This window comes from Brevundimonas naejangsanensis DSM 23858 (assembly GCF_000421705.1).
Taxonomy (GTDB): domain Bacteria; phylum Pseudomonadota; class Alphaproteobacteria; order Caulobacterales; family Caulobacteraceae; genus Brevundimonas; species Brevundimonas naejangsanensis.
Map to the genome: position 1 here is coordinate 527,717 of NZ_ATXN01000002.1, position 18,536 is coordinate 546,252.

Annotated in this window: 17 protein-coding genes; 12 read left to right on the forward strand and 5 right to left on the reverse strand. The window is 67.6% G+C overall.

Going from position 1 to position 18,536, the window contains the following annotated elements:
* Positions 1-7 precede the first annotated feature (7 nt).
* Positions 8-205 (reverse strand): sulfur carrier protein ThiS, encoded by a 198-nt coding sequence (thiS, locus tag H556_RS0102760; protein ID WP_024352991.1) that lies wholly within the window; start codon positions 203-205, stop codon positions 8-10.
* Positions 206-354: 149 nt separating this feature from the next.
* Here thiS and H556_RS0102765 point away from each other — a divergent pair, with 149 nt between their 5' ends.
* From H556_RS0102765 to aat, 5 genes are all read left to right on the forward strand, one after another.
* A complete protein-coding gene (locus H556_RS0102765) occupies positions 355-705 on the forward strand; it encodes a DUF1493 family protein (RefSeq protein WP_024352992.1) in 351 nt (116 codons plus the stop codon).
* Between the two features lie 147 nt (positions 706-852).
* Positions 853-1,308: a type II 3-dehydroquinate dehydratase gene (gene aroQ / locus H556_RS0102770; RefSeq protein ID WP_024352993.1), complete on the forward strand. Its 456-nt coding sequence runs from the start codon at positions 853-855 to the stop codon at positions 1,306-1,308.
* Between the two features lie 40 nt (positions 1,309-1,348).
* Positions 1,349-1,837, forward strand: coding sequence for an acetyl-CoA carboxylase biotin carboxyl carrier protein (accB, locus tag H556_RS0102775; RefSeq protein ID WP_024352994.1), 489 nt, complete (start codon positions 1,349-1,351; stop codon positions 1,835-1,837).
* 5 nt (positions 1,838-1,842) lie between these two features.
* Positions 1,843-3,195, forward strand: coding sequence for an acetyl-CoA carboxylase biotin carboxylase subunit (gene accC / locus H556_RS0102780; RefSeq protein ID WP_024352995.1), 1,353 nt, complete (start codon positions 1,843-1,845; stop codon positions 3,193-3,195).
* A gap of 6 nt (positions 3,196-3,201) precedes the next feature.
* Positions 3,202-3,909 (forward strand): leucyl/phenylalanyl-tRNA--protein transferase, encoded by a 708-nt coding sequence (gene aat / locus H556_RS0102785; RefSeq protein ID WP_024352996.1) that lies wholly within the window; start codon positions 3,202-3,204, stop codon positions 3,907-3,909.
* Here the strand turns inward: aat and H556_RS0102790 are convergent.
* Together H556_RS0102790 and H556_RS0102795 are read right to left on the reverse strand one after the other, a co-directional pair.
* On the reverse strand, positions 3,876-4,574 hold the full coding sequence (locus H556_RS0102790; RefSeq protein WP_024352997.1) for a DUF2155 domain-containing protein: 699 nt from the start codon (positions 4,572-4,574) through the stop codon (positions 3,876-3,878). The genes aat and H556_RS0102790 overlap by 34 nt on opposite strands.
* The gene (locus H556_RS0102795; protein WP_024352998.1) at positions 4,571-4,963 is read right to left on the reverse strand and encodes an NADH:ubiquinone oxidoreductase subunit NDUFA12; all 393 of its coding nucleotides are present in this window, start codon (positions 4,961-4,963) and stop codon (positions 4,571-4,573) included. The genes H556_RS0102790 and H556_RS0102795 overlap by 4 nt, the downstream gene beginning before the upstream one ends.
* A 219-nt stretch (positions 4,964-5,182) precedes the next feature.
* Between H556_RS0102795 and H556_RS0102800 the strand changes: the two genes are divergently transcribed.
* The 3 genes from H556_RS0102800 to H556_RS0102810 all read left to right on the forward strand — a co-directional run bounded on the left by H556_RS0102800 (position 5,183) and on the right by H556_RS0102810 (position 9,387).
* Entirely contained in the window at positions 5,183-7,813 is a 2,631-nt protein-coding gene (locus H556_RS0102800; protein ID WP_024352999.1) for a TSCPD domain-containing protein, read from the forward strand.
* A 102-nt stretch (positions 7,814-7,915) separates the two neighbouring features.
* Entirely contained in the window at positions 7,916-8,410 is a 495-nt protein-coding gene (locus H556_RS0102805) for a pentapeptide repeat-containing protein (protein WP_029673152.1), read from the forward strand.
* A gap of 65 nt (positions 8,411-8,475) precedes the next feature.
* Positions 8,476-9,387 carry a pentapeptide repeat-containing protein gene (locus tag H556_RS0102810; RefSeq protein ID WP_024353001.1) on the forward strand — a complete coding sequence of 304 codons (912 nt, stop codon included), beginning with the start codon at positions 8,476-8,478 and terminating at the stop codon, positions 9,385-9,387.
* A 63-nt stretch (positions 9,388-9,450) separates the two neighbouring features.
* Here the strand turns inward: H556_RS0102810 and aspS are convergent, their stop codons facing one another.
* Positions 9,451-11,283, reverse strand: a complete 1,833-nt coding sequence (gene aspS / locus H556_RS0102815; RefSeq protein WP_024353002.1) for an aspartate--tRNA ligase — start codon at positions 11,281-11,283, stop codon at positions 9,451-9,453.
* Between the two features lie 196 nt (positions 11,284-11,479).
* On the opposite strand from aspS, the gene H556_RS0102820 reads away from it, so the two are divergent.
* From H556_RS0102820 to H556_RS0102830, 3 genes are all read left to right on the forward strand, one after another.
* Positions 11,480-12,139, forward strand: a complete 660-nt coding sequence (locus tag H556_RS0102820; RefSeq protein ID WP_024353003.1) for a P-loop NTPase family protein — start codon at positions 11,480-11,482, stop codon at positions 12,137-12,139.
* Positions 12,140-12,218: 79 nt separating this feature from the next.
* Complete coding sequence (locus H556_RS0102825) at positions 12,219-14,453, forward strand: RNA degradosome polyphosphate kinase (protein ID WP_024353004.1); 2,235 nt, start codon at positions 12,219-12,221, stop codon at positions 14,451-14,453.
* Positions 14,450-15,940, forward strand: a complete 1,491-nt coding sequence (locus tag H556_RS0102830; RefSeq protein ID WP_024353005.1) for a Ppx/GppA phosphatase family protein — start codon at positions 14,450-14,452, stop codon at positions 15,938-15,940. The genes H556_RS0102825 and H556_RS0102830 overlap by 4 nt, the downstream gene beginning before the upstream one ends.
* A 209-nt stretch (positions 15,941-16,149) precedes the next feature.
* Here the strand turns inward: H556_RS0102830 and rnd are convergent, their stop codons facing one another.
* A complete protein-coding gene (gene rnd / locus H556_RS0102835; RefSeq protein WP_024353006.1) occupies positions 16,150-17,304 on the reverse strand; it encodes a ribonuclease D in 1,155 nt (384 codons plus the stop codon).
* 81 nt (positions 17,305-17,385) lie between these two features.
* On the opposite strand from rnd, the gene purM reads away from it, so the two are divergent.
* Positions 17,386-18,423 carry a phosphoribosylformylglycinamidine cyclo-ligase gene (gene purM, locus H556_RS0102840; protein ID WP_024353007.1) on the forward strand — a complete coding sequence of 346 codons (1,038 nt, stop codon included), beginning with the start codon at positions 17,386-17,388 and terminating at the stop codon, positions 18,421-18,423.
* Positions 18,424-18,536: the final 113 nt, after the last annotated feature.

Below are 18,536 nucleotides of genomic sequence, written 5' to 3' on the forward strand. Positions count from 1 at the left end.
TTTAAAGTCAGCCGCCGCCCACGAACTGCACCAGTTCGATCCTGTCGCCCTCGGCCAGCGCCGTCTCGCCGTGCAGCGAGCGCGGCACGATCTCCAGATTGCGCTCGACCGCCACCTTCTTGGGGTCCAGCGACAACTCCTGAACCAGACCCAGAATGGTCGTGGCGCCGGTCTCCCGCGCCTCGCCGTTGACTTCGATACGCAAACTGTTCGCTCCAGGGGATGCAGGGTGGAGAGGCAAAGCCTCTCGGAGACGTCAGATAATGGGGGTTCCGGCGCGGGACATCAAATCCACGACTTCAGTGAGCTTTCGCCCCCATTGCGGACATCGGTCATCTGTCGTTCACTCCCGATATGGCCGACGAAATCGCTCGATCAGCAAATGCCATCCGTGACCACATCGTGGGCACCTTGAGACAGGAATTCTACATCGAGGAGCCGATCAACGATGAGGCTGAACTTTACTATGATCTCCATCTCGCGGGCGATGATTTGGTTGATGCCATTGACGCGATCACGAAGCCGTTCGGGACTGACTTCAGTCTGATGGATTTGCGGCGCTACGCTCCCAACGAGGTGGGGCATAATTTCGGGCTGAACTTTTTGCGTGAATTTCGCGAATGGCGAGGTGAACGCACTTATCGCAGCCTGACCGTGGCAAGCGTCATCCACGCCATTCTGGCCGGATCGTGGAACGATCACTGAGCGGTATTAATCGCCTTCTCAGGCTAAGCTCGCTGCCGCCAACCTCCCCCTACGTCACCCTTTTTCCTCGCCCGCTTTGCGCCGCGCGCCACCTGGGCTACAACGCGCGCTCGATTCCGCGCGGCGGCGCGCCTGTTTTGCGAGCGAATGCCCGAAACTCTCACCCTGTATGTCCTGAACGGGCCGAACCTGAACCTGCTGGGGGTTCGGGAGCCGGATATCTATGGCCGCGAGACGCTGGCCGACGTTCAGGCCATGTGCGAGGCGGCGGCCGACGGCGCCCGCGTCGTTTTCCGTCAGTCGAATCATGAAGGCCAGCTGGTCGACTGGATTCAGGAAGCCCGGCTTGAGGCCGACGCCCTGGTCATTAATCCGGCCGCCTTCACCCACACCTCGGTGGCCCTGCTGGACGCGCTGAAGACGCTGAGCATCCCCGTGGTCGAATGCCACCTGTCGAACCCCGCCGCGCGCGAGGCGTTTCGGCATCACTCCTATGTGTCCCTGGCCGCGACCGGCGTGATCGCCGGCTTCGGCCCCCGCAGCTATGAATTGGCCGTCCGGGCCGCTCTGGATCTGGCGCGTCGCGCCGGGGCCAAGAGCTGACCGCCGCGCGCCGTCTGAAGATCAAGTAGAAGAGACCCCCATGTCCGACGACAAGAACAAGCACATCGACGCCGAACTGGTCCGCAGCCTGGCCGACATCCTGAACGACACCGATCTGACCGAGATCGAAGTCGAGCGCGGCGATCTGAAGATCAAGGTCAAGCGCGAAGTCACCGTCGCCGCCGCCCCGATTCAGTACGCTGCCGCCCCTGCGCCGGTCGCTCACGCTGCCCCGGCCGCCGCGCCTGCCGCGCCGATGGCCGCTGACGCCACCACCATCGTCGCCCGCTCGGGCGAAGAGGTGAAGTCGCCGATGGTCGGCACCGCCTATCTGCAACCCGCGCCGGGTTCGGACCCCTTCATCAAGACCGGCGACAAGGTCAAGAAGGGCCAGACCCTGCTGATCGTCGAAGCCATGAAGACGATGAACCCGATCCAGGCGCCGCGCGACGGCGTCGTGGCTGAGATCCTGGTGGGCGACGCCCAGCCGGTCGAGTTCGGCGAAGCCCTGGTCGTTCTGGAAGCCTGAGCCCCATGTTCACCAAGGTCCTGATCGCCAACCGGGGCGAGATCGCGCTGCGCATCCACCGCGCATGCAAGGAGATGGGAATCTCCACCGTCGCCGTTCACTCCGAGGCCGATCGCGGCGCCATGTGGGTGCGCCTGGCCGATGAGAGCGTCTGCATCGGCCCCGCGCCGGCGGCCAAGTCCTATCTGAACATCCCCTCGATCATCGCGGCGGCGGAAATCACCGGCGCCCAGGCGATCCACCCCGGCTACGGCTTCCTGGCCGAGAACGCCCGCTTCGCCGAGATCATCGAAGCCCACGGCATGACCTTCATCGGTCCCAAGCCGGACCACATCCGCATCATGGGCGACAAGATCACCGCCAAGCAGGCCGTGAAGGACGCCGGCATCCCCGTCGTCCCCGGCTCTGACGGCGAGGTCGAGACGGTCGAACAGGCCATCGAGGCGTCCAAGGCCATCGGCTTCCCGCTGATCGTCAAGGCGGCCGCCGGCGGCGGCGGTCGCGGCATGAAGGTGGCCCAGACGGCTGACGATCTGGTCGAGGCCGTGCAGACGGCTCAGGCCGAGGCTCTGGCCGCCTTCGGCAACGGCGCTGTCTATATGGAGCGCTATCTCCAGAAGCCGCGCCACATCGAGATCCAGGTCATCGCCGACAGCCACGGCAACGTCGTCCACCTGGGCGAACGCGACTGTTCGCTGCAACGCCGCCACCAGAAGGTGCTGGAAGAGGCCCCCTCTCCCGCGCTTTCCGCTGAAGGCCGGATCAAGATCGGCGAGACGGTCAACAAGGCCATCGCCGCCATCGGCTATCTGGGCGCCGGGACCATCGAGTTCCTGTGGGAGGACGGCGAGTTCTTCTTCATCGAGATGAACACCCGCCTGCAGGTCGAGCATCCGGTCACGGAAATGATCACGGGCGTCGATCTGGTACGCGAACAGATCCGCATCGCTGCGGGTATGCCGCTGTCGTTCAAACAGGAAGACATCACCTTCGAGGGCCACGCCATCGAGGTGCGGATCAACGCCGAGAACCCGGACACCTTCACCCCCTCGCCGGGCACGATCACCGAGTTCCACGCGCCGGGCGGTCTGGGCGTGCGTCTGGATAGCGCCATCTACGCCGGCTATTCGATCCCGCCCTATTACGACAGCCTGATCGGCAAGCTGATCGTTCACGGCCGCGATCGTGAAGAGGCGCTGGCGCGCCTGAAGCGTTCGCTGGGCGAGACGGTCATCAGCGGCGTCGACACCACCATCCCCCTGTTCCAGAAGCTGTTGCAGGAGCCGGACATCCTGTCGGGCGACTATGACATCCACTGGCTGGAGAAGTGGGCGGCGGCGCAGAAGGCCAAGGCCTAACCCCTCTTGCCCAAGGCTCCCGACGAGCCCGGCTTCAGCGCGAGCGGCGCCTCTGACGTCTTCGGACCTGAGGCGCTGCTCGCCTGCTATGCGCGGGGCGTCTTCCCGATGGCCGAGGCGCACGACGATCCGCGCGTCTTTCTGGTCGAGCCGGACCAGCGGGGCCTGATACCGCTGGATCGCTTTCACATCCCCTCGCGCCTGCGCCGCACCGTGCGGGGCGAGCCGTTCGACGTGCGGGTCAACACGGCCTTCGCGGCCGTGCTGGACGCCTGCGCCGCCTCTGCGCCGGGCCGCGAGGACACCTGGATCAACGCCCCGATCCGCCGCCTCTATGTCGAACTGCATCAGCGCGGTTTCGCCCACAGCATCGAATGCTGGCGGGACGAGGCGCTGGTCGGCGGTCTTTACGGCGTGACGCTGGGCGGCGCCTTCTTCGGCGAGAGCATGTTCAGCCGAGCGACGGATGCGTCAAAGCTTGCCCTGGTCCATCTGGTCGCGCGCCTGAAAAAGGGCGGTTGGCGACTGCTGGACACGCAGTTCCTGACCGAACATCTGGGCCAGTTCGGCGCCGTGGAAACGCCGCAGGAGGCTTACTTACGGATACTGCCATGGGCCATGCAGGCTACGCCCGACATGGACGCCTTCACCGCGCCCCTGAGCGGGGCTGACGCCGTAGCCTACGCCTTACAGCCCACCACCCAGGCGTCATAGACCGGATGCTGCAGGCCGCTGACGCTGGGCGATGAGGCGAACATCCAGCCCTTGAACACCTGACGCGCCTCGGTCGGCGCCGCCAGACCACGCGGCTGAACCCCGACCTCCATATAGGCGATGGCGTCTTCGGTCATTTCATCGGAGGCCGAGACTTCGCAGGCGCGAGCCTTGAACAGAAGGGTCCTGCCGAACCGCACCGGGCGGCCGCCCACCTCGACCTCGAACCGCATGGTCTCGGCCGTAGTCTTGTCCACCGCCTGGATGACGGCGATGCGGCGGCGCTGACGCACGCCCGGCGGCGAGGCCGGTTCCGTGGGCGCAGGCGCGACCTCTTCGACCGGGATTTCGTCCGGCGCCTCTTCCTGAACGGCCACTTCCTCGCCCTGAGCCACGATGACAGGCGTCGGCGACGTCGCAACGGGCGCGGTCGGCATCACAATGGACGGGCTGTTGGACGGCGCCGGTTGCTGCGGCTGCGTCGCCGGGCCCTGCGGATTCTGCAGCGGCGTACGGGTGGTGTCGCGCAGCATGTCGCCGATCGGATCGGCCGGAGCCGGCGTGGCGTCCTGCGGCAGGTCCATCAGGACGCTGGCCACGCCGGCGCCCGATATCGCCAGTCCCGCGACGACCACCCCGGCCAGCAGGACATGGCGAAGGCTCATTCCGGGCTCCAGGCCTGATAGTCGCCGGTGGCGGCCGGGCGTTGGCCCAGGGCGGCCAGCGAGCCTTGCGGACGACGCGCCATCGGCGTGCCCGTCATGTTCGGCAGGTGATCTTTCTCCCACGCCTGACGCGGCAGCGGACGCTCGGCCGGAGTCTCGTCATAGGTGTAGCGCAGCCAGCCCTGCCATTCCGGCGGCACCTTGGTCGCTTCGGCATAGCCGTCATAGATGACCCAGCGGCGCTTGCGCCCGTCATAGCTGACGGTGTCGCGGGATTCGTAATAGCGATTGCCGAACTCGTCCGTGCCGACCTGCTGGCCGCGTTTGCCAACGGTGAACAGGGTGCCGATCGTGGCGCCGTTCCACCAGGTGAAGATCTTGCTCAGCACGTCGTCGAACTCACTCGAATCCACCGCCCCGGGGAGATCCGGCGGCGCGGGCCGATCATAGAAACCGCGACGCCCTACGTCCAGCGCGGAGCGCACGGGAAACGCCTCAACATCTTGTGGGCAACACCCCCGATAGCCGCAACATCTATTGAACGCTGTCATGATCGCCCGATAGGTTGTCTTCAGGACACGCTCCACCTCCAGCGTGGGAGACGCCTGATGCGCTTCAAGCCCCTGTTTGCTCCCCTGGCCGCCGCCGTCCCCGTCGCGCTGCGCGAGATCGAACGCGCCGACGCCGTCGAGAGCCTGCTGGCGCCCGAGGCCTGGCCCGATGTGCAGGTCGAAGCGTGGATGGACTGGACCGACGCCTCCGCTGCCGCCCAGCCCGACCTGCCGCTGAACGGAGCCCTGCACGATTGGGCGGCCCGTCTCTCCGCCGCAGGGCGCGAGGGCGGAGCCTTCGCCAACGCCGCCGAGTGCGTCCGATTCGAGGCGGAACTGACGGGCGCGGTCCTGCTGGGTCTGGCCGCCGTCAGCGATGCAGATAGGCCCCCCGCAACCGCCCTTCGTCTGGATCTGTCCGAGCCGGAGGCCGAACGCCGTCTGGCCGATCAGGCCGCCGCCTGGCGTCGCGAGCGGCTGGCCGGCCGGGCCGCCGAGGCCCTGGCTCAGGCGCTGGCCAACGTCGCCGACGCCGTGACGCGGTGTGAAGGCGACGCGACCGCCTGTGCCGATCCCGTCTCCAACCCCGCCCTGACCCGCGCCGCCCATGTCGCGCGCCAGTGCGGCGCCGCCGATGCGGACATCCTGCGCGCCATCAAGGGCGAGGGCCTGTCGAGCACCGCCGCGCCGTCCGTCGTCGCCCCGCAGACGCCGATGATCGTGCTGGTGTCACCCGACACGGCCGCCGCCGGCGGGCCGCTGGCGCTGGCCGTGGCCGAAGCGGCGCTGGCAGGCCCCGTCGCCGCCGTCTTCACGCCCGCCGACGCTGACGCAGCGGCCGATACGCCTCTGGCCGCCCGCGCGACGATCAACCTGCCCGCTCTGGCCGCCGCCTTCCCGCAAGCGTTCGACTCGGCTTTGGCCGCTCTGACCGAGTTGCTGGTCACGGCGCTGGACCTGACGCTGGACGCGCAGGGCCGCTGCGCCGCCGCACGCCCCATCGCCCTTGGTCTGGGCGGCCTGACGGACTGGGCCGTGTCGCAGGATGCCGCTGCGCCCGCCCTAGCTGCTCCCGATCTGGCCGCCGCCGCCGTGGCCGCACAGGTCGCGCGCTGCGCCAACGCCGCCTCGGCCGATCTGGCCGCACGGCTCGGCCCCTGCGTGGAGTGGGAGGCGGCGAAGGACGAAACCCTCGCCGCCCTGGCCGAACGCGGCGAGCCGGTCGAAGCTCTGCGCGCCCACGGCCGCCGCCATGCGGCCATCAGCCTGTTCGCCGACGACGCCGAACTGACCTTGCGCCTCGGCGTCTCGCCCTTCGCGGCGACGGATGTCTGGCAGACGGCGGACGGCGAGGTCGAACGTCGCCTCCGACCGTCTCTGGCTGTCGCCCTCTCCCTTGCAGGTGCCGATATCGAAGCCGCCGAGCGCCACCTGTTCGGCCGCCGCACTCTGGCCGAGGCGCCGGGCGTCAGCCATGCCCGCCTGCGCGAACTGGGCTTCACAGACCTGGAGCTCGAAGGCATCGAGCGCGCCCTGTCTTCCGTCGAGGATTTCGCCGCCGCCTTCGCCCCGCCTGTGCTGGACGAGGGTTTCATCGGCGACGTTCTGGGCCTGACCCTGGCGCCAGGCGAAGCCCTGCTGCCGTGTCTGGGCTTTGACGAGGCGGCGATCCGGGCGGCGGCCGATTACGTCTTCGGCCGTCCCGATCTGTCCGACTGGGCCGACGCGCCTGAGGCCCTGCGGCTGCTGCTGTCGCAATCCGGCGAGGCGCTGGAGGCCGGCCTGCGCCGCACCATTGAGCCGTTCAGCGACGCGCCCGACCTGGCGCCCGTCACGCTGGACTGGCGCGCCGATCGTCTGGATCTGGCCCGCGCCCTGGCGGATGCCGCACTGGACGGTCGCCGCGCCGCTGTCCTGCGCCGGGCCGAGGCCCCTGCCGATTTCCGCCTGCGCCTGCCCGAGGTGGAGGCCCCGCGCCGCGAAGCATCCCCCGAGCCCGCACCCCGAACCGTCGAGCGCGTGGTCGAAAAGGTGGTCGAGCGCGACCGCACCCGCCGTCGCCTGCCCGACCGCCGCAAGGGTTATATCCAGAAAGCCTCGGTGGGCGGCCACAAGGTCTACATCCACACCGGCGAATACGAAGACGGCGAACTGGGCGAGATCTTCATCGACATGCACAAGGAAGGCGCCGCCTTCCGCTCGATGATGAACAACTTCGCCATCGCCATCTCCATCGGCCTGCAGTACGGCGTGCCGCTGGACGAGTTCGTGGACGCCTTCGTCTTCACCCGGTTCGAGCCGTCAGGACGGGTCACGGGCAATGACTCCATCCGCTCGGCGACCTCCATCCTCGACTATGTGTTCCGTGAACTGGGCGTCTCCTATCTGGACCGGCGCGAACTGGCCCAGGTGACGCCCGAGGCCGCCAATCTGGACGGCATGGATGGGGGGCCGACCGAAGCGCCCCAGCCCGTGCCCGCCGCCCGCTTCATCTCCAAGGGCTTCGCGCGGGGCGCGGCGCCGGACAACCTGATCGTCGCCCCCTTCGGCCGCAAGGAGCCCTCTGCGCGCACGACGCCGTCCGTACAGGCTGGTCCCTGCCCCGAGTGCGGCGACCTGATGCTGACGGACCGGAACGGGACGCCCGTGTGCGGCGCCTGCGGCGCGGCGCCCAAGGTTCAGGGCTAACAAGGTTCATGGGCTGAAACGGGACGCCCAAAGCGGGACAGGCTGTCCCGAAACGGCGGCCCGCTTCTTGCTGCAACAGGCCCAAAGCCTGGAGCCATTCGCATGATCCGTCCCGCAATCGCCCTTCTCGCCGCCGTCGGCCTGACGCTGACGGCCCTGCCCGCCTCGGCGCAGAACGCCTCGCAGATCGCACAGGTGCGTCGCGGCGCCTCCTGCCCCGGATGCAACCTGTTCCAGGGCGACTTCTCCGGCATGGAGCGCACCGGCCTGAACCTGTCCGGCGCCCGCATTCGTCAGGCGGACATCAGCCTGTCGGTGATGAACCGCACCAACTTCAGCCGCTCTGACCTGCGCGATGTCGAGGCCTATGGCGCCGTCCTGTCCAGCTCGAACTTCAACGGCGCCGACCTGACCAACGCCAGCTTCGTGGGGACCTTCCTGGAAGGCGCAACCTTCACCGGCGCCAAACTGAACGGGACCAATCTGTCGGGCGCCGAAATGGCGCGCGCGCGCGGCCTGACGCAGTCGCAGCTCAATCAGGCCTGCGGCGACCAGAACACGGTTCTGCCTTCTGGCCTACGCATTCCCGCCTGTTGAGCGTCGCCTTCGTTACCGCGATTTAAGTAGGGTTTTTACGGACTAAGGCGCATTCAATAAGGGTGATGAAACGCTCGATTTCTCCCCTGCGCCGTCTGGCCCTCGCCGCCTCAGCCCTCACGGGACTGATGGCGGCCGCCCCCGCCACGGCCGGCGCCGTGGACATGACCTGGGTCCAGGATCGCGACGTCGCCCGCATGGTGTCGCTGGGTGGAAGCTGCACGCGTTGCGAACTGTCGGGCCGCGACCTGTCGGGCGCCACCCTGACCGGCGCCAACTTCGCCCAGGCCACCCTGGTCGGCGCCAATCTGCGCGGCGCTGAACTGGTCGGCTCGAACTTCACAGGGGCGGACTTCAGCCGGGCCGACATGCGCGGCATTGAAATGGTCGGCTCGAACTTCACCAACGCCAAGATGACCGGCGTCCAGCTGATGGGCGCCGAGGCTACGGGCGCCGTCCTGATCCGCGTCGACCTGAGCGGCGCCAATCTGAGCGGGGCCGAGCTTCAGGGCGTGAACATGAACAGCGCCGTCCTGACCCGCGCCCGCCTCAACGACGCCGAGATTTTCGGCGCCACCCTGGCCAACGTGAACGCCAGCGGCGCCGACTTCAGCAACGCCGACATCAAGGCCTCCAACCTGACGGGCGGCAACTTCAACAGCGCCTCCTTCCGCAACGCTGATCTGGACGGCGCGCGCCTATCCGGCGGCGACTTCACCCGCACCGATTTTCGCGGCGCCTCCATGCGCCGTACGGACATCCGCGGTCTGGATCTGACGCGCGCGCGGGGCCTCAGCGCCGATCAGGTCTCCGAGGCGTGCGGCGACGCCGCCACCCGCCTGCCCGGCGACATGACCGCCCGCAACTGCCGTATCAGCGGCGTGCGCGTCATCCGCACCCCGCCTGCCCCTCCGGCGCCGCCCGCCCCGCCTGTTCCGCCGCGCCAGCGCAACCTGGTCATTTCATCAGGCAACTGAAGCCCGGATGTAAAAAGGGAGGGGTCGCCCCCTCCCTTTTCCAATTCAGCCCTGTGGCTTGGATCAGACCTTGATCGGCAGCTGGGTACGGATCGACAGCTCCTTCAACTGACGCTCCTCGACCTCGGCCGGGGCGCTCATCAGCAGGTCCTGGCCCTGCTGGTTCAGCGGGAAGGCGATGACCTCACGGATGGCCTGTTCGCCCGCCAGCAGCATGACGATACGGTCGATGCCCGGCGCCAGACCGCCGTGCGGCGGCGCGCCATAGCGGAAGGCGTTCAGCATGCCGCCGAACTGCTCTTCGACCACCGAGGAATCGTAGCCCGCGATCTCGAAGGCCTTCAGCATGATCTCGGCCCTGTGGTTCCGGATCGCGCCCGAGCACAGCTCATAGCCGTTGCAGACGATGTCGTACTGATAGGCGCGGATGGTCAGCGGGTCCTGCGTCTCCAGCGCCTCCATGCCGCCCTGCGGCATCGAGAAGGGGTTGTGGCTGAAGTCGACCTTCTTCTCTTCTTCCGACCATTCGAACATCGGGAAGTCGACGATCCAGCAGAACTTGAACTGGTCCTCGTCGACCAGCTTCAGCTCCGTGCCGACGCGGGTGCGGGCCAGACCGGCGAACTTGGCGAAGACGCCCGGCTGACCGGCGACGAAGAAGGCGGCGTCGCCCTTGCCCAGACCCAGCGAAGACATCAGGGCCTCGGTCGGCTCCTGACCCAGGTTCTTGGCGATCGGGCCGCCCCACGACTGCTGGTCGTCGGACCAGAAGATGTAGCCCAGACCCGGCTGGCCCTCGCCCTGCGCCCAGGAGTTCATGCGGTCGCAGAAGGCGCGGCTGCCGCCGGTCGGCGCCGGGATGGCCCAGACCGCGTTCTTCTCGTCGGCGCCCAGAATCTTGGCGAACAGGCCGAAGCCGCCCTCGCGGAAGTGATCCGACACGTCCTGCATCTTGATCGGGTTGCGCAGGTCCGGCTTGTCCGAGCCGTACCACTTCATCGACTGCTCGAACGTCAGGCGCTCGAAGCCCTTGTGCTCCATCGTCTGGCCGAAGTCGTTGGTGAAGGTTTGCACGGCGTCGATCGGCGACACCGGCTTGCCTTCGCCGAACTCAGTGAACAGGCCGTGCATCAGCGGCTCGATCGCCTGGAAGACGTCTTCCTGCGTGACGAAGCTCATTTCCACGTCGAGCTGGTAGAACTCCAGCGAGCGGTCGGCGCGCAGGTCTTCATCGCGGAAGCACGGCGCGATCTGGAAATAGCGGTCGAAGCCCGACACCATCAGAAGCTGCTTGAACTGCTGCGGGGCCTGCGGCAGGGCGTAGAACTTGCCCGGGTGCATCCGGCTCGGCACCAGGAAATCGCGCGCGCCTTCCGGTGACGAGGCCGTCAGGATCGGCGTCTGATACTCAAGGAAGCCTTGGGCGACCATGCGGGTGCGGATCGACTGGATCACGCGCGACCGCAGGACGATGTTCCTGTGCAGACGCTCGCGACGCAGGTCGAGGAAGCGGTTGCTCAGGCGAATCTCTTCCGGATATTCCTGCTCGCCGAAGACCGGCATCGGCAGTTCGGCGGCTTCAGACAGGACTTCCACCGACAGGACGCGCACCTCGACCTCGCCGGTCGGCAGGTTGGCGTTGACGGTCGAGCCTTCGCGCAGGACCACCTCGCCATCGACCTTGATCACGCTCTCGGCGCGCAGGCGCTCGACCACCTCAAAGCCCGGCGTCTCGGGGTGCAGCACCAGCTGGGTCAGGCCGTAGTGGTCGCGCAGGTCGATGAACAGCAGGCCGCCGTGGTCGCGCTTGCGGTGGATCCAGCCCGACAGACGAACATTCGCGCCCGCATCCGTCGAACGGAGGGCGCCGCAGGTGTGGGTGCGATAGGCGTGCATATCGGATTTCGTCTGAAAACGGCTGTCGAACAGCGTGAATTAGGAGCGGGGAAAGGCCCACCATCGCCCCCGAAAGTCAAGGCTGACGCCTCAAACGCCCATGATACGCCATCCACAGGGCGAGGCCGGTTGTCCCCGTGATCCCGCCCTATCAACAGAGACGCCCGCGCCCCCGCCCGGCTAGGGTCCAGTCGTTATGAACGCCCCGGCCGCCGAAATCCGACAACTGCGCCTGCCCCTGCAGCAGGAGACGCCCCAGCGCGCCTCGGATCTGGCGATCTCGGCGGCGAACGCAGCGGGCGTGGCGACCCTGGCCGCATGGCCGGAATCGCCCGGCGCCGTCCTGGCCCTGTTCGGCCCGGCCGGTTGCGGCAAGAGCCATCTGGCCGCCGCCTGGGTCGAGCGCACCGGCGCTATCGCCCTGCACGGGGCCGAGGCGGCCCTGGTCGACCCGCTGGAGCTGGAAGGCCGCCCCGTCCTGCTGGACGACGCTCAGGAGGCCGACGACGAAAGCCTGTTCCACCTGATCAACCTGACCCAGTCAGGCGGCGGGGCCCTGCTTTTGGTGTCGCGCGATCCGCCCGCCTCGTGGGCGACGGACCTGCCCGACCTGCGCTCGCGTCTGAACGCCATCCGCACCGTGGGGATAGAGGCGCCCGACGACGTCGTCTTCGCCGCCATGCTGCGCCGCGCCTTCGCCAGCCGGAACATCACCCCGGCCGATGAACTGATCGACTATCTGGTCCGCCGCATCGACCGCTCGGCCGAAGCCGCCGAAGCTGTAGTCGACCGCCTGGACGCCCTGCACCGTCCCGTGACGCGCGTGCTGGCGCGGCAAGTGCTGGACGGGGAATAGCCCTCCCCTCTTACCCGCTCATCCCCGCCGCGACACAATCGCGGTTGCAGCCGTCACGGGCGCGCGCGACAACGGAATCATGACCGATATCGCGCCCATCGCCGTCGACACCACCGGCGAGGAAGTCCCCTCCTCGCGCGCACCGCAGCTGGAGCTGTCCGAGGCGCTGATGGCCTCGCCCGAGCGGTTCATCAACCGCGAGCTGTCGTGGCTGGCGTTCAACGGCCGCGTGCTGGAAGAAGCCGCGAACGAGGGCCACCCCCTGCTGGAGCGGGTGCGGTTCCTGTCCATCTCGGCCAACAACCTGGACGAGTTCTTCATGACCCGGGTGGCGGGCCTGAAGGGGCAGTTCCGCGAGCGCATCCGCGTCGTCTCGCCAGACGGCCTGACCCCCGCCGAGCAGTTGGAGCAGGTCAATGCCGCAGCAGGCGGCCTGATGGCCGAACAACAGCGCCAGTGGCGCGTCCTGCGCAAAGAGATGGCGGCCGCCGGGATCGAAATCGTCGAGCGCGCCCGCATCACCAAGACCGAGCGCGAGCGTCTGGAGCCCGAGTTCCTGAACCAGCTGTTCGCCGTCTTGACGCCGATGGCCATCGACCCGGCGCACCCCTTCCCCTTCCTGCCCAACCTGGGCTTCTCGCTGGCGCTGAAGCTGAGGCGCAACAGCGACAACCGCGTCCTCTACGCCCTGGTGCCGGTGCCGACGCAGGTGCGGCGCTTCTGGGCGCTGGCGACGGACGGGCGTTCGACGCCGGGGCGGACGCGCTACGTCTCGCTGGAAAACCTGCTGCTGCTGTTCATCGACCACATGTTTCCGGGCTGCGAGATCCTGGAAAAGGGCCTGTTCCGCCTGATCCGCGATTCCGACATCGAGATCGAGGAAGAAGCCGAAGACCTGGTCATGGAATTCGAGGAGGCGCTGAAGCAGCGCCGCATGGGCTCGGTCGTCCGCATCAAGATTCAGGCGGACATGCCCGACGACCTGCGCGACTTCATCATCGCCCAGCTTCACGCCCAGCCGCAGGACGTGGTGCTGGTCGACGGCATGCTGGGGCTGGCCCAACTGTCCGAACTGATCCCCAGCGGCCATCCCGACCTGAAGTTCAAGGGCTATGAGCCGCGCTACCCCGAGCGGGTGCGCGACAACGGCGGAGACATCTTCGCGGCCGTGCGCGAAAAGGACATGCTGATCCACCACCCGTTCGAGAGCTTCGACGTGGTGGTCCAGTTCCTTCGTCAGGCGGCGCGCGACCCGCACGTCATCGCCATCAAGCAGACGCTTTATCGCACCTCCAAGGACAGCCCCATCGTCGCCGCCCTGATCGAGGCGGCCGAGAACGGCAAGAACGTCACCGCCCTGGTCGAGCTGAAGGCGCGTTTTGACGAGGAAGCCAACCTGCGCTGGGCGCGCCAGATGGAGCGGGCCGGCGTCCACGTCGTCTTCGGCTTCGTGGAGTACAAGACCCACGCCAAGATGAGCGTAGTCGTGCGGCGCGAGGGCGAATCCCTGCGCACCTACTGCCACTTCGGCACCGGCAACTATCACCCGGTCACGGCCAAGATCTACACGGACCTGAGCCTGTTCACCTGCGATCCGGCGCTGGGCCGCGACGCCACGCGGGTGTTCAACTACATCACCGGCTATGCGGCGCCGGACGAGTTGGAGGCCCTGGTCGTCTCGCCGCTGAACATGAAGACCAGCCTGATCGAAATGATCAGCAAGGAGATGTCGGCCGCCGCCAAGGGCAAGCCCGCCGCCATCTGGGCCAAGATGAACGCCCTGGTCGACCCTGAGATCATCGACGCCCTCTATCGCGCCAGCCAGCAGGGCGTGCGCATCGAACTGGTCATCCGGGGCATCTGCTGCCTGCGCCCCGGCGTGGCGGGCCTGTCGGAAAACATCCGGGTCAAGTCGATCGTCGGCCGCTTCCTGGAGCACAGCCGCATCGTCGCCTTCGCCAACGGCCACGACCTGCCCAGCAACCGGGCGCGGCTCTATATCTCCTCGGCCGACTGGATGCCGCGCAATCTGGACCGCCGGGTCGAGGTGATGACGCCCATTCTGAACGCCACCGTCCACGATCAGGTGCTGGATCAGATCATGGTCGCCAATCTGAAAGACGACGCCCAAAGCTGGGTGCTGGAGCCCGACGGCTCCTATCGACGGCTGATCCCCAGCGGGTCCGAACGACCCTTCTCAGCGCACAAATACTTCATGACCAACCCCAGCCTGTCGGGGCGCGGCCGCAAGGTGAAGACCCTGCCCGGCGCCCTGTCCTATCCGGGCCTCAAGGTGCGGAAGCGCCGCTCATGAGCCCCGAGCGCGAATACGAATCGAAACAGATCGCCGTCATCGACATCGGCTCCAACTCGGTGCGCCTTGTGCTGTACCGGCTGGAGGGCCGCGCGGTCTGGACCATGTTCAACGAGAAGGTGCTGGCCGGTCTGGGCCGCGATCTGGCCGCCACCCGGCGCCTGTCCGAGCCGGGCGTAGTCATGGCCATGACGGCGCTGCGCCGCTTCGCCGCCGTGATCGAGGGCGTCCAGCCCGATCAGGTGCTGGTCGCCGCCACCGCCGCCGTCCGTCAGGCCGAAGACGGCCCTGAATTCTGCGAGCGCGTGGCCGCCGAGACGGGCCTGCACATCCGCGTCCTGAGCGGCGAGGAAGAGGCGAAATATTCGGCGCTGGGCGTTCTGGCGGGCGATCCCGGCGCGCGCGGCGTGGCCGCCGACATGGGCGGCGCCAGTCTGGAGCTGACGCGGATCGGGGATGGTCCGCGCGGCAAGGGCGTGACCCTGCCGCTGGGTCCCTTCGCCCTGCTGGACGACAGAGGCTTCGACGCCGACCGCCTGCGCGGCCGCATCGCCAAGCGGCTGGAGCCGATCGAGGACCATTACGCCACGCCGACGCTCTACGCCGTCGGCGGCGCCTGGCGCAGCCTGGCCCAGATGCATATGGCGATGGTCGAGCATCCGATCCGCATCGTCCACCAATACGCCATGAGCGCCGCCGACGCCCGAGACATGGCCCGGCTGGTCGCGCGCCAGTCCCGCGCCTCGCTGGAGAAGCTGCCCGGCCTGTCCAAACGCCGCGCCGAGACCCTGCCCTACGCCGCCCTGGTGCTGGAGGGGTTGATCGACAGACTGGGGCTGTCGTCTGTCTGCTTCTCGGCCTGGGGCGTGCGCGAAGGACTGCTTTACCACGGCATGGACCCCGCCATGCGGGCGGTCGATCCCCTGCTGGCCGGGTGTTCGGCATGGGGCGGTCGCCAGGGCGTAGACCCCGCCCTGCCCCGCGCACTCGACGGCTGGCTGCAATCCGTGATCTCCGCGCTGCCCGAAGTGTTCGGCGAGGAACGCGACGCCCTGCTGACCTCATCGGTCTGCCGCCTGGCGGACCTGGGCGCGCGCCTGCACCCCGACCACCGCGTCAGCCTCGTGTTCGATCAGGTCCTGTGGTCGCCCATTCCCGGCCAGACCCACGCCGAGCGCGCCTTCATGGCCGTGGCGATGAACGCCCGCTATGGCGGCGAGGCGCGCACGCCCGCGCCGGAAACAGTCGACCGCCTGCTGTCGGAAAAGGGGCAGAAACGCGCACGCGCCCTGGGCCTGGCCATGCGGCTGGCCTGCGACCTGTCGGGCCGCTCGCCCCAGCTTCTGGCCAACGCCACGGCCACGGTCGAGAAGGGCGCCCTGCGCGTCACCGCCGCCAACGGCTACGCCGACATGCTGCTGGGCGAACAGACGAAACGGCGCGCCAAGGCGCTGGCCGAGGCGATGAATCTGGCGCTGAAGATATAAAGCCCTCTCCCGATGGGAGAGGGCTTTAGCCTCCAAGAGCCGAAGGCGATTGGCTAAGGCGAAAGGGTGACGGTTCTCGCGTGAAGTCGGTCGAAGACCGTAGCGTGACGGCTTACGCCGACTGACGGGACAAGCCCCTCACCCTTTCGCGCAAGAACGATCACTTCGCTCTCGTGCGCTCAAGCCCTCTCCCGCCGGGAGAGGGTGGATCAGCCCTCGATCTCGACCACTTCGACGCGGGCGCCGTTCAGCACCAGGGCGATCTCGCCCTTCTTGAGCTTCAGCGCGTCTTCTCCGAACAGTTCGCGGCGCCAGCCCTTCATGGCCTCGATGTCCGCATTATCGTTCAGGGCGATCTTTTCGAGGTCCGAGACCGTGGCGATCAGCTTGGCGGCCACGCCCGCATTGTCGCTCTTGGCCTTAAGCAGCACCTTCAGCAGTTCCACCACCGAGGGCGGCGCGGGCTGGTTGTTGGCCGGGCGTTCCAGCTTGGGCGCATGGGCTTCCGGGTCGGCCAGGACGCGCTTCAGTTCGGCCGCCAGCTCCAGCCCCAGACGCGAGCCGCCGAAGCCCTTGGGCACCGAACGCAGGCGGTTGAAGGCGTCCGGATCGGTCGGCGTCTGGACGGCGATCTCGTCGATGGCCTCATCCTTCAGGATGCGGCCGCGCGGCTGATCGCGCTCCTGCGCCGCGCGCTCGCGCCAGACGGCCGTGGCGACGAAACCGGCCAGGTATTTGGCGTTGAACTTCTTGGGCTTCAGCCGCTTCCAGGCGTTCTCGGGCGAGGTGTCGTACAGCGCCGGGTCCGTGACCGCGCCCATTTCCGACATGACCCAGTCCAGACGGCCTTCCTTCTGCAGCCGGTCGCGCAGTTTGGGATACAGCGCCGACAGGTGCGTCACGTCGCCCAGCGCATAGGTCAGCTGCGCCTCCGACAGCGGGCGGCGCGCCCAGTCGGTGAAACGGCTGCCCTTGTCCAGCTCCTGACGCAGCATCTGGCGGACCAGGGCCTCATAGCTGACCTGATCGCCGAAGCCGGCGGCCATGGCGGCGACCTGGGTGTCGAACAGCGGACGCGGCATGGCGCCCAGCTTGTTGAAAATCTCAACGTCCTGCCGGGCGGCGTGGAAGACCTTCAGAATCGATTCGTCCCGCAGGATGTCGAGGAAAGGTTCCAGATCCAGCCCTTCCGCCATCGGATCGATGATGGCGGCGTCCGTAGGCGAAGCCGCAGCCTGAATCAGGCACAGCTTGGGCCAGTAGGTGGTTTCCCGCATGAATTCCGTATCAACGGTGATGAACGGGGCCTTGGCCAAACGCTCGCAAAAGGCGATCAGCGCGTCATTGGTGGTGATTGGCGTCATTCCGATGCTATAGCCCCGCGCGACGCCGTCGTGGCAAGAGCGCCGCGACAAATTTTCGCCCCCGATTTCGAGCCGTGACCGATGAGCGACACCCCCGAGGCCCTAAAGAACGGCCTGACCTACGCCGATGCGGGCGTCGATATCGACGCCGGAGAACAGCTGGTCGACGCCATCAAGCCGTTGGCGAAGTCCACGCGCCGCCCCGGCGCCGAGGCCTCGCTGGGCGGATTTGGCGCCCTGTTCGACCTGAAAGCCGCCGGTTTTGAAGATCCGCTGATCGTCACCACCACCGACGGCGTCGGCACCAAGCTGAAGATCGCCATCGAGACCAGCCGTCACGACGGCGTGGGCGTCGACCTGGTCGCCATGTGCGTCAACGACCTGCTGGCGCAGGGCGCTGAACCGCTGATGTTCCTGGACTACTACGCCACGGGCAAGCTGGACGTGGACGCCGCGCGCCGCGTCGTCGCCGGCATCGCCGAGGGCTGCCGCCAGTCGGGCAGCGCCCTGGTCGGCGGCGAGACGGCCGAGATGCCGGGCATGTATTCAGGCGGCGACTATGATCTGGCCGGTTTCTCGGTCGGCGCCGTCGAGCGCGGCAAGGTCCTGCCCTATCTGGACCAACAGAAGCCGGGCGACATCATTATCGGCCTGGCCTCCTCGGGTCCGCACTCGAACGGCTATTCCCTGATCCGCAAGGTGGTCGAGAAGTCCGGCCTGGCCTGGGGCGACGACGCTCCCTTCGCCAAGGACCAGTCGCTGGCCCAGGCCCTGATGGAACCGACCCGCATCTATGTGAAGCCGGTTCTGCCGCTGATGAAGGCCGACCTGATCAAGGGCGCGGCCCACATCACGGGCGGCGGTCTGATCGAGAATCCGCCGCGCTGCATCGCCGAGGGCCTTGAGGCCAGCTTCGACTGGGACGCCTGGCCCATGCCCGACGTCTTCCAATGGCTGGCCGAGACGGGCGGCATTTCGGACCACGAGATGCGCCGCACCTTCAACTGCGGCGTCGGCTTCATCCTGATCGTCGCGCCCGAGAACGTCGAGCCGGTGCTGGCCGCCCTGCTGAACGCAGGCGAGACGGCGTTTGTCTGCGGGCAGCTTCAGGCGGCGTAAAGCCACCCCATTCCGACAAGACAAAAGCCCCCGGCCAACGCTGCCGGGGGCTTTTTTGTGGTCTGATCCCCTTCATCCCCGCTCATCCCGGCGGACGCCGGGATCCAGTGCTT

Bases quoted from the DNA above. Each gene is read 5' to 3' on its own strand.
- purM (WP_024353007.1), top strand. From the start codon at position 17,386: ATGAGCGACACCCCCGAGGCCCTAAAGAACGGCCTGACCTACGCCGAT.
- aroQ (WP_024352993.1), top strand. From the start codon at position 853: ATGCCCGAAACTCTCACCCTGTATGTCCTGAACGGGCCGAACCTGAAC.
- H556_RS0102765 (WP_024352992.1), top strand. From the start codon at position 355: ATGGCCGACGAAATCGCTCGATCAGCAAATGCCATCCGTGACCACATC.
- H556_RS0102825 (WP_024353004.1), top strand. From the start codon at position 12,219: ATGACCGATATCGCGCCCATCGCCGTCGACACCACCGGCGAGGAAGTC.
- aspS (WP_024353002.1), bottom strand. From the start codon at position 11,283: ATGCACGCCTATCGCACCCACACCTGCGGCGCCCTCCGTTCGACGGAT.
- H556_RS0102805 (WP_029673152.1), top strand. From the start codon at position 7,916: ATGATCCGTCCCGCAATCGCCCTTCTCGCCGCCGTCGGCCTGACGCTG.
- accC (WP_024352995.1), top strand. From the start codon at position 1,843: ATGTTCACCAAGGTCCTGATCGCCAACCGGGGCGAGATCGCGCTGCGC.
- H556_RS0102810 (WP_024353001.1), top strand. From the start codon at position 8,476: ATGAAACGCTCGATTTCTCCCCTGCGCCGTCTGGCCCTCGCCGCCTCA.
- accB (WP_024352994.1), top strand. From the start codon at position 1,349: ATGTCCGACGACAAGAACAAGCACATCGACGCCGAACTGGTCCGCAGC.
- H556_RS0102800 (WP_024352999.1), top strand. From the start codon at position 5,183: ATGCGCTTCAAGCCCCTGTTTGCTCCCCTGGCCGCCGCCGTCCCCGTC.
- H556_RS0102820 (WP_024353003.1), top strand. From the start codon at position 11,480: ATGAACGCCCCGGCCGCCGAAATCCGACAACTGCGCCTGCCCCTGCAG.
- rnd (WP_024353006.1), bottom strand. From the start codon at position 17,304: ATGACGCCAATCACCACCAATGACGCGCTGATCGCCTTTTGCGAGCGT.
- H556_RS0102830 (WP_024353005.1), top strand. From the start codon at position 14,450: ATGAGCCCCGAGCGCGAATACGAATCGAAACAGATCGCCGTCATCGAC.
- H556_RS0102790 (WP_024352997.1), bottom strand. From the start codon at position 4,574: ATGAGCCTTCGCCATGTCCTGCTGGCCGGGGTGGTCGTCGCGGGACTG.